This window comes from Brachybacterium phenoliresistens, from assembly GCF_039530785.1.
In the GTDB taxonomy this organism is placed as follows: Bacteria; Actinomycetota; Actinomycetes; order Actinomycetales; family Dermabacteraceae; genus Brachybacterium; species Brachybacterium phenoliresistens.
This window is the reverse complement of the sequence record NZ_BAAAOW010000003.1, coordinates 396,181-402,749: the sequence shown is the minus strand read 5'-3', so window position 1 is coordinate 402,749 and position 6,569 is coordinate 396,181. Positions and strand designations below refer to the sequence as shown.

The following is a 6,569-nucleotide window of genomic DNA, read 5'->3' as shown; positions in this document are numbered from 1 at the left end:
GCGTGGGGCGTGGGGCGTGGGGCGTGGGGCGTGGGGCGTGGGGCGTGGGGCGTGGGGCGTGGGGCGTGGGGCGTGGGGGCGCGAGATGCGGGGTGCGAGATGCGGGGCGCGGCGGCGGGTGCCGCATCGAGGGAACGTCATGGACCGGCCGATGGGATCGCGGGGGAGTCGAGCCGGGTGGCCACGGCGCCGCGGGCGCCGGTCGATCGCGGATCCGTCGTGGAACTTCGGGCGAACCGGGCATCGGCCGTCGCCCGCAGCAATGATCGGACGTATGCTCGCACCCATGTTCGCGAACCTCTCCGCCGGAGCCCTGGGCCTTCCCCTCGATCATCCGACCGCCATCGACCTCGCCGTGCGCCACGACTTCGGCGGGGTGGACCCCGACCCGACGTACTTCGCCGGCCTCGGCAGCGTCCAGGCCGTCTCCGAGCACGCCGCCGCGGTGCGCGAGCGCGGGCTCTCCTGGGGCATCGCGGGCCTGCCCGTGCCGCTGGACGGGCCCGCGGAGACCTTCCGCGCCGCCCTCGTGGACCTGCCCGCGACCCTCGAGCTGCTGCGCGCCGCCGGCGTGACGGCGCTGGGCACCTGGGTCCGCCCGATGCACGAGGAGCTGCGCTACCGCGAGAACTGGCGCCTGCACCTCTCGCGCCTCTCGGTCGTCGCGGAGCTCCTGGCCGACGCCGGGCTGCGGCTGGGCCTGGAGTACATCGGCCCCAAGACCTTCTGGTCCACCGAGCGCTTCCCCTTCATCCACTCGCTGCGCGAGGCGCGCGAGCTGATCGCCGAGTCCGGCGCGAGCAACGTCGGCGTGATCCTGGACAGCTACCACTGGTACACCGCGGGGGAGAGCGCCGAGGATCTCGCCGGGCTCACCGACGCGGACATCGTCTCGGTCGACATCAACGACGCCCGCACCGACCGCTCCCGCGACGAGCAGCAGGACCTGGACCGCCGCCTCCCCTTCGACACCGGGGTGATCGACCTGGACGGCTTCACCGCGGCCGTGCGCGAGGCCGGCTACACCGGCCCGGTGAAGGTCGAGCCGTTCATGCCCTCCCTGGCGAAGGAGCCCGTCGACGACGTCCTGGCGGACGTCTCGCACCGCCTGGCCCGCGCGATCTCGGCCTGAGCGGCCCGCACCGACCGACCGACGACCTGCGGCGCCGCCCCGAGGCGGCCACCCCTGGAAGGACGCGCGTGATCCTGCGCCCCGTGACGCCCCCCGCGATGCACGTGATGACCCAGAACATCCGCCTGGCGCGGTCCGCGACGGTGCCCGGCGACCCCGATCACTGGGGTGATCGGGCCCCGGTGCTCGCCGATCTGCTGCGCGCGGCGGATCCGGACGTGCTGGGCACCCAGGAGGTGCTGCCCGAGCAGATCCCCGTGCTGGACGCGGTGCTGCACCCCACGCACTTCCGCGTCGGCTACGGCCGCGAGGGCGGCGGCCGCGGGGAGCATGCCCTGCTCTACCTGCGGCGGGACCGCTTCGAGCTGCGGGACTGGGATCAGATCTGGATCTCCGAGCAGCCGCGGCTGGTGGGGTCGATGGGCTGGGACGCCCACTGTCCCCGCATCCTCGTCCACGCGCTCGTGCACGACCGGGCCAGCGACGCGGAGCTGCTGGTGGCGGTCACGCACATCGACCATGCGGGGGAGACGGCGCGGGAGCGCGGCACAGAGCTCATCGCCCGCACGCTGATCGCCGAGGCGGGGGAGCGCCCCGTGGTGCTGATGGGCGACTTCAACGCGACCGGCGGGGACAGCGTCCCGTGGCGGGTGATGCGCCGGGCCGGATTCGCCGATGCGCACGATGCGGCGGCGCAGATCCTCGGCGAGGACGTGGGCACCTTCCCCGACTACGGCCCGCCGCAGGTGGGCGCCGAGCGCATCGACTGGATCCTCACCCGGGGGATGGACGCGCTGACCTATGCCGCGCATGCGCACGTCCGCGACGGACGCAGCCCGAGCGACCATGCCGCGGTCGCCGCCGTCCTGCAGCCGGCCCCGGAGGAGACGGCCGGCTGACATCGGCCTTGGCGGCCCGGCGCGGCCTCACATGTCGCGGGCGAAGGTGACCAGCTGACCGGTGTCCTCGCACAGCGCGGCGAGGGCGATGAGGTCCCCGGCCTCGCTGATGTTCGAGGACCCCGCGCGGGACAGGGCTGCGCGGACGTCATTCCACGGCTCGGGGCACTCGCGGACGGAGTGCTCGACCGTCGGCACGATCTGCTCCCGCACGGCGGACTCGTCGAGGACGGCGGCGTCGCTGCCGCCGTCCGATGCCGCGGCGCCCAGCTCCCCGACCCCGTCGGGGCCGAGGTCGATCGCGGCCTGCCACCAGCCGTCGTCCGGGGCGGGGATCGGTGCCCGGTCCTGCGGGTCGGTGGCCCGGCCCTCGGTCCAGCGGACCTCCGCGACGTCGGTCAGCTGGGGGAAATGCTCCTCCACGGGGCCGACGGACTGCGCGATGAGGTCGGGCCGGTAGTAGAGGCCGCTGGGCTCGTCGAGGGCCCACTCCTCCTGGGCCCGCCCGCCGCCGGGCGACAGGCCGGGCAGGCAGGCGGACAGGGCCAGCGCCAGCAGGACGGCGCTCCCGAGCGCCGGCAGCGACCGGCCCCCGACCCCGCGGGTCACCCCTGCGTCCCGGGGTCCAGGCCCCAGGCCTCGGCGAGCAGCTCGAGGGAGCGCAGGCGATCGGCCGGGTCGAAGTGGTAGGCGGTGAGGATCAGCTCGTCCGCGCGGGTGCTGGCCACGATCCGCTCCAGCTGGTCGACGACGGTCGCGGGGGAGCCGACGGCCCGCACGGACAGGGCCGAGTCGACCTGCTCGAGCAGGTGCACCGGGGCGATGTCGGCGGCCGGCCGCGGCGGCTGCAGCTTGGCGCGCTGGCCGGTGATGACGCCGAGGAACATCTGCTGCAGCGTCGTGTACTGCTTCCGGGCGGCCTCGTCGGTCTCGGCGACGACCACGTTCGCGGCGACCATGGTGCGCGGCTGCGAGATCTGCGCGGACTCGGCCCGCGGATCGAACTCGCGGCGGTACACGTCCAGCGCCTGCAGGTGCTGGAACGGGGCGAAGTGGGAGGCCACCGAGAACGGCAGGCCCAGCTTCGCGGCGAGGGTCGCGCCGTTGACCGTGGAGCCGAGCACCCACATCGGCACCTCGGTGCCCTCGGCCACCGGGGCGGCCACGCGCAGGCCCGCGGGCTGCTCGGCGCGGGTCCAGTCGCGCATCTGCTCGATCGCGGCGATGAACGCGCCGGGCTCCGCGGAGGTGCGCGAGAGCAGCTGCGCGGTGATCTGGTCGGTGCCCGGCGCGCGGCCCAGCCCCAGGTCGATCCGGTCGCCGTGGAACTGCACGAGCGTCCCGAACTGCTCGATCACCGACAGCGGCGCATGGTTGGGCAGCATGATCCCGCCCGATCCCACGCGGATCCGCTCGGTGAGAGAGGCGGCGCGGTCGATGAGCAGGCTCGTCGCGCTCGAGGCCAGGGAGATCGTGTTGTGGTGCTCGGCGTACCAGTACCGGGCATACCCCAGTCGGTCCGCCGCCCGGGCGGTGTCCATGGAGGCGTCGATGGCCTCGGCGGTGGTCATGCCTTCGGAGATCGGGACCAGGTCGAGGACGGACAGCGGGACATGCGGCGTGGTCATGGGCTCGACGCTACTCCTGGCGGGAGGCCGATGGGGCGGCGGGAGGGGTGGTCATCACCACCGCCGCAGCGGGAATCATCCGGCCGGTGGCGGCGGTGCGTCGGTGTCGCGATGGTCGCCGTGGATGGGGATGTGCGCCGCGGGGATGTCCTCGTAGGAGGCCGGGTCGGAGATGGGTTCGAGGTGGGTGAGCACCCGCAGGCCGGGCAGGGCCGCGGCGAGCTCGGCCTCGAGGTCCTCGATGTAGTCGTGGCCGCGCTTGACGGACCAGTCGTCGGGCACGAGCACGTGCACGTTCATGAACTTCTCCTGCCCGGCGTCGCGGGTCTGGAGGCCGTGGAAGGCGACCCCGTGGCCCGTCTCGCCGGCGTGGCCCGCCGCGGCCTCCTCGGCCGCCGCGGCGGCGACGCGCTGCCGCAGGATCGCGGTGATCACGGCGTTGTCCTCGTCGGACAGCGCCTTGTCCAGCAGCCCGGCGACGGACTCGCTGACCAGCCCCACGCCGGTGACGATGATGTTCACGCCCACGGCGAAGGCGACCACGGCGTCCAGGCGCTCCCAGCCGGTGAGCGCCACCAGTCCCACGCCCACGAGCACGCCGACCGATGTCCACACGTCGGTGAGCAGGTGCCGGCCGTCGGCCCGCAGGGTGATCGAGCGGTAGCGGCGCCCCGCCCGGATCAGCACGAACGCCACGGCGCCGTTGAGCACGGAGGCGATCACGGAGACCAGCAGGCCCCAGCCGACGTTCTCCAGCTCCTGGGGGTGCACGAAGCGCTCCACGGCGGTCACGAGGATGACGCCCGCGGCCACGAAGATCATGGCGCCCTCGACCGCGGCGGAGAAGTACTCCGCCTTCGCCCGCCCGTACAGGTAGCGCTGCGTCGCCCCTTGCGCGGCGACCTTCAGGGCGATCAGCGCCACCACCGCCGCCACGAGGTTCACCGTGGACTCGGCGGCGTCGGAGAGCAGACCCACCGAGCCGGTCATCGCCCAGGCGCCCGCCTTCAGGGCGATGGTCGCGATCGCGGTGGCGATGGACAGCCAGGCGAAGCGGGTGAGGTCCGCCGGTCCTGCGGCGCTGCGCTCGGCGGGCTGCGCGGTGCTGCGCTGCGTGCTCATGCCGGTCCCCCGGTCGTGGCCGTTCCGCTCACCGTGCGCCTCCCTCCGCCCCGGCCGTCGGGGTCGGGGTCCAGCGTATCGGCGCCGGATGCTCCGCCCGGATCGTAGGGTGAGCAGCGGACCGACACCGTCGTCGCGAGGAGCCCGCCATGTACAACCTCTCCGTCGTCCTCGAGGACAGCGCCCGCACCTACCCGGACCGGACGGCGCTGGTCATCGGCCCGCGCTCCCTCACCTATGCCCAGGTCGACGCCGCCGCCAACCAGGTCGCGAACCTGCTCGTGTCCTGGGGGATCGCCCCCGGGGACCGGGTCGCGCTGAGCTGCCCGAACCTGCCGCAGTTCCCCATCGTCTACTACGGGATCCTCAAGGCCGGCGCGGTGGTGGTGCCCCTGAACGTGCTCAACAAGGCGCGCGAGGTCACCTACTATCTCGAGGACGCGCAGGCCAAGGTGCTGTTCTGCTTCGAGGGCAGCGAGGAGCTGCCCATCGGCCGCTTCGGCGTGGAGGGGGCCCGCGCCGCCGCGACGCCCCCGCGGGTCGTGCTCATGACCGCCGATCCGGCGGCCCCGAGCCCCTACGAGGGCGTGCCGACCCTCGCGGAGGCGGTGGCCGGCCAGCCCACCTCCTTCTCGACCGTGCAGTCCCGCGAGACCGACACCGCCGTGGTGCTGTACACCTCCGGCACCACAGGACGGCCCAAGGGCGCCGAGCTCAGCCATTCCAACCAGCTGATGAACGCCCTGGTGTGCAATCGGCTGTTCGGCTCGCAGCCCACCGAGGACACCCACCTGGTGACGCTGCCGCTGTTCCACACCTTCGGCGCGACCGTGAACCTGAACGCCGGCTTCTCCATGGCGGCGACCCTGGTGCTGATGCCGCGCTTCGACCCGCAGCAGGCCCTCGCGCTGCTCGCGCAGCACCGCGTCACCGTGTTCGCCGGGGTGCCGACGATGTGGTGGGGGCTGCTGCGCGCCCTCGCCGCCGCGCCCGAGGGGGCCGCCGCGTCCGATGGGACCGCCGGGTCCGATGGGACCGCCGGGTCCGATGACTCCGCCGTCCCCGGCGGGCCGTCCCTCGCCGAGCACCTGCGGCTGGGGATCTCCGGCGGCTCCGCGCTGCCGGTGGAGATCCTGCAGGAGGTGCGCGCGCAGCTGGGCGTGTCGATCATGGAGGGCTATGGCCTCTCGGAGACCTCGCCGGTGGCCTGCTTCTCCCTGGCCGACCAGCCACGCCCGGGGTCGATCGGCAAGCCCGTGTGGGGCATCGAGGTGAAGCTCATCGACCCGGCCTCCCCGGACTGGGCGGAGGTCACCGGGACCGACGAGGTCGGGGAGCTCGCGGTGCGCGGGCACAACATCATGACCGGCTACCTGGGGCGCCCGCAGGAGACGGAGGCCGTCCTGCGCGAGGGCTGGTTCCGCACCGGCGACCTCGCCCGGCGGGACGCGGAGGGCTTCTACTACGTCGTGGACCGGGCGAAGGACATGATCGTGCGCGGCGGGTTCAACGTGTATCCCCGCGAGGTGGAGGAGGTCCTCATCTCGCACCCGGAGGTGTCGCTCGCCGCGGTGATCGGCGTCCCCGCCGAGGGGATCGGCGAGGAGATCAAGGCCTTCGTCATCCCGGCCGCCGGCTCCTCGATCACGGCCGATGCGCTGCGCGACTGGGCGCGCGAGCAGATGGCGGCGTACAAGTACCCGCGCATGATCGAGCTGGTCGATGAGCTGCCGATGACCTCCACCGGGAAGATCCTCAAGCGCGAGCTGCGCTGAGCCGGGCCCGCCC

The 6,569-nt window shown here is 73.6% G+C and carries 6 protein-coding genes; 3 read left to right on the top strand and 3 right to left on the bottom strand.

The window, feature by feature from the left end; genetic code table 11:
* The first annotated feature begins 286 nt into the window (after positions 1–286).
* The gene (locus tag ABD234_RS09445; RefSeq protein WP_038372115.1) at positions 287–1,132 is read left to right on the top strand and encodes a sugar phosphate isomerase/epimerase family protein; all 846 of its coding nucleotides are present in this window, start codon (positions 287–289) and stop codon (positions 1,130–1,132) included.
* Between the two features lie 68 nt (positions 1,133–1,200).
* Entirely contained in the window at positions 1,201–2,031 is an 831-nt protein-coding gene (locus ABD234_RS09440; RefSeq protein WP_344355508.1) for an endonuclease/exonuclease/phosphatase family protein, read from the top strand.
* Between the two features lie 27 nt (positions 2,032–2,058).
* Here ABD234_RS09440 and ABD234_RS09435 read toward each other — a convergent pair whose 3' ends face one another.
* The 3 genes from ABD234_RS09435 to ABD234_RS09425 form a co-directional block, all read right to left on the bottom strand.
* On the bottom strand, positions 2,059–2,640 hold the full coding sequence (locus tag ABD234_RS09435; RefSeq protein WP_344355506.1) for a hypothetical protein: 582 nt from the start codon (positions 2,638–2,640) through the stop codon (positions 2,059–2,061).
* Positions 2,637–3,659, bottom strand: coding sequence for an LLM class flavin-dependent oxidoreductase (locus tag ABD234_RS09430; RefSeq protein WP_344355504.1), 1,023 nt, complete (start codon positions 3,657–3,659; stop codon positions 2,637–2,639). Before ABD234_RS09430 ends, ABD234_RS09435 begins: the two co-directional genes overlap by 4 nt.
* Positions 3,660–3,734: 75 nt before the next feature.
* Entirely contained in the window at positions 3,735–4,781 is a 1,047-nt protein-coding gene (locus tag ABD234_RS09425) for a cation diffusion facilitator family transporter (protein WP_344355502.1), read from the bottom strand.
* 149 nt (positions 4,782–4,930) lie between these two features.
* On the opposite strand from ABD234_RS09425, the gene ABD234_RS09420 reads away from it, so the two are divergent.
* Positions 4,931–6,556 (top strand): long-chain-fatty-acid--CoA ligase, encoded by a 1,626-nt coding sequence (locus tag ABD234_RS09420; RefSeq protein ID WP_344355500.1) that lies wholly within the window; start codon positions 4,931–4,933, stop codon positions 6,554–6,556.
* Positions 6,557–6,569 lie beyond the last annotated feature (13 nt).

Bases quoted from the DNA above. Each gene is read 5' to 3' on its own strand.
- ABD234_RS09445 (WP_038372115.1), top strand. From the start codon at position 287: ATGTTCGCGAACCTCTCCGCCGGAGCCCTGGGCCTTCCCCTCGATCAT.
- ABD234_RS09430 (WP_344355504.1), bottom strand. From the start codon at position 3,659: ATGACCACGCCGCATGTCCCGCTGTCCGTCCTCGACCTGGTCCCGATC.
- ABD234_RS09425 (WP_344355502.1), bottom strand. From the start codon at position 4,781: ATGAGCACGCAGCGCAGCACCGCGCAGCCCGCCGAGCGCAGCGCCGCA.
- ABD234_RS09420 (WP_344355500.1), top strand. From the start codon at position 4,931: ATGTACAACCTCTCCGTCGTCCTCGAGGACAGCGCCCGCACCTACCCG.